Raw genomic sequence first — 3210 nt, 5'->3', positions numbered from 1 at the left:
GGTCGGAAATGAAACAACCCCCGGCATGATACTGCCGGTTGGCTCCGTTGACAACCCTATTCAGTTGACACAACTTAACAATGCCGGTTATGATGCAGTTAAGGCAGTTTTCCCCGATGCGAAAGTTATTGTCCATCTTGATGGCGGAAACAATCAATGGGCCTACGACAGAATGTTTGACATACTTGAAAACAACGGTGGCAAATATGATATGATTGGTATGTCTCTTTACCCCTATTGGGCAGAGCAGCAGGGTGAGACTGGAGGATGGTTGAAGGTTGCAGATGACTGTATAGCAAATATCAACCATTTGAAACAGAAGTATAACAAACCTGTAATGATTTGTGAAATAGGTATGCCATACGATCAGGGGGAAACCTGTAAGCAGCTAATTACTAAAATGATGGCTACGGATGTTGAAGGCATCTTCTATTGGGAGCCTCAAGCTCCCAATGGCTACAACGACGGCTATAATCTTGGGTGCTTTGACAATGACGCTCCAACAGTTGCTCTTGATGCTTTTAAGAATAAATGAAAACTTTTATGAAATTTCAATATCTATTTATATTAATGGCTCTTTCGGGAGCCATTAATATAAATGCTCAAAGAGAGGTACAAACACTAAAGCATGGCTGGGAATTTTCTCATGGCAATGTGTTTGACGCACCTAATATCCAACAAGTCAGGATTCCTCATGATTGGGCTATTTATGGACCTTTTGATCGAAAACATGATTTGCAGATTGTAGCGGTAGAGCAAAACGGAGAAACAGAAGCGACTGAAAAAACAGGTCGTACAGGAGGACTTCCTTTCATCGGGAAAGGCATATATCGTACTGTTTTTGAAATCCCGGATACAATTAATCGGTCTGTCACCATTGTATTTGATGGTGTTATGAGTAATGCTGAGGTAACTTTAAACGGAAAGAAAGTTATTTCTTGGCCATACGGATATAATTCATTCTATGTAAATGTTGATGGCATAGTTCTTCCGGGAGAGAATAGACTTGAAGTTGCCTGTGAAAATAAAGAAGGACAGTCTCGTTGGTATCCGGGAGCCGGTCTTTATCGAAATGTACATGTTATAAGTACAGATAAAGTTCATATACCCACTTGGGGAACATTTGTAACTACGCCTGTCGTTACTAAGGAATATGCTTCAGTCTCTCTCTCAATGGAGGTCGCCGGAACATATAACCGCCAAAATATCAATATTACGACTGTCATCCTAAATCCGGAGGGCAAAGAGGTGGCAAAAAAATCCAATGTATTTTGTGCAAGAGGACAAGAATTTACTCAGAATTTTCTTGTCAATCACCCTATTTTATGGAGTCCAGACAATCCGGCACTTTACACCGCAAAAACCATATTATCTGTTGATGGTAAAGTGGTGGATGAATATGACACTAGCTTTGGCATTCGCTCACTCGCTTATGTACCACAAAAAGGGTTCTTCCTCAATGGAGTTCCCACAAAATTCAAAGGAGTATGCAATCACCACGACCTCGGTCCACTCGGCGCGGCTGTGAATAAATCAGCTTTGCGTCATCAGTTGGAGTTACTTAAGGATATGGGCGTTAATGCTATACGTACATCTCATAATATGCCGGCTCCCGAACTTGTGGAATTATGCGATGAAATGGGATTAATGATGATGATTGAACCATTTGATGATTGGGGATTTCGACCTAAATCGCCTAATGGGTATGGAGCAGTATTTGATGAATGGGCGGAAAAAGACGTTTCAAATATGATACGTCATTTCAGAAACAATCCCTCCGTTGTCATGTGGTCAATTGGAAATGAGGTGCCAAGCCAATGGGGAGAACCCGGTATTGGAGAACTCCTAAGATTACGTAATACCGTAAGGAAATTAGATACAACTCGTCCTATTACTTGTGGAATGGATCAGGTTGGCGAGGGTGCTGTAATTGATAATGGATTCGCCGCCGCTCTCGATATACCCGGTTTCAACTATAAACCTCAGTTTTATGATAAGTTTTATGAAAAATTACCCAATGGTTTGATTCTTGGTTCTGAAACGGCATCCACGGTATCGTCGAGAGGTCAATATTTCTTCCCTGTGGAATTTAAGGATCATAATGTGGTGCTTCATCCTGAAAATCAATCAAACAGTTATGACAATGAAAGTTGTTCATGGTCCAACACTCCTGACTTTGACTTTGCAAGGGATGATGATAACGATTGGTGCATAGGTCAGTTTGTCTGGACAGGATTCGATTATCTCGGAGAGCCATCGCCATACGATACTGATGCTTGGCCAAGTCATAGTTCTGTTTTTGGGATAATAGATCTTGCATCGCTTCCTAAAGACCGATACTATCTATATCGTTCAAAATGGAATGAGGATTCTCCAACACTGCATATTCTTCCGCATTGGAACTGGAAAGGTCGTGAGGGGGGAGTGACTCCGGTATTCGTATATACGTCATATCCTAAAGCAGAATTGTTTATCAACGGTATAAGCCAAGGCATACGAGAGAAAAATGATTCCACGGTTTATAATCGTTATCGCCTAATGTGGATGGATACCAAGTATGAACCGGGAGAACTAAAAGTAGTGACTTACGATAAAAACGGGAAATTAGCAGAAGAAAAGACAATTAGGACTGCCGGAAAACCTCATCATTTAGTCGCAACTCCTCATAGAAAAATTCTTGCAGCCAATGGAGAGGACTTGTGTTATATTACTATCCAAGTTGCAGATAAAGATGGGAACATTATTCCGACAGATAATCGTCGGGTTAAATTTAAGGTTGAAGGTGCCGGATCTTTTGAAGCCACAGCAAATGGAGATCCTACATCGCTTCTTCCATTCCAAAAACCGGAAATGGATTTATTTAGCGGTGCCGCTACTGCAATAGTGCGCAGTGCTGACAAGGAAGGTATAATTACATTTACGGCTTCAGCTAATGGTGTAAAACCTGTAACAACGACAATACAGGTAGAATAGGTTCAGAATTGGTAAAAAAGATTGATTTAGGCTGATTCTTCGTCGGAGCAGTCAGATGTAGATTGCTCCGATTTTTATCTTAATATTCAAAAATAATGAAAAATAAATTATCTGAAGAATTTAAAAATCGATTCGATGCAGAGCCTTTATTTTATGCTTCGGCTGGTCGCATCAATCTTATCGGAGAGCATACTGACTACAACGGCGGTTTCGTTTTCCCCGGTGCTATCGATAAAG

General features: G+C 40.9%; 3 protein-coding genes. All 3 read left to right on the top strand.

The window, feature by feature from the left end:
- A partial coding sequence (locus C5O24_RS12035; RefSeq protein ID WP_205961111.1) for a glycosyl hydrolase 53 family protein occupies positions 1-535 on the top strand: 535 nt, incomplete at its 5' end.
- Between the two features lie 8 nt (positions 536-543).
- Positions 544-2973 carry a glycoside hydrolase family 2 TIM barrel-domain containing protein gene (locus C5O24_RS12030; protein WP_107036604.1) on the top strand — a complete coding sequence of 810 codons (2430 nt, stop codon included), beginning with the start codon at positions 544-546 and terminating at the stop codon, positions 2971-2973.
- A gap of 95 nt (positions 2974-3068) precedes the next feature.
- Positions 3069-3210 (top strand): galactokinase family protein (locus C5O24_RS12025; protein ID WP_205961112.1); only part of this gene is annotated, 142 nt, incomplete at its 3' end.

This window comes from Paramuribaculum intestinale, from assembly GCF_003024925.1.
GTDB lineage: Bacteria > Bacteroidota > Bacteroidia > Bacteroidales > Muribaculaceae > Paramuribaculum > Paramuribaculum intestinale.
The sequence above is the reverse complement of the archived record's forward strand: the minus strand, read 5'-3'. Positions and strand labels throughout refer to the sequence as shown.

Coding starts and splice junctions, on each gene's coding strand:
- C5O24_RS12030 (WP_107036604.1), top strand. CDS start 544: ATGAAATTTCAATATCTATTTATATTAATGGCTCTTTCGGGAGCCATT.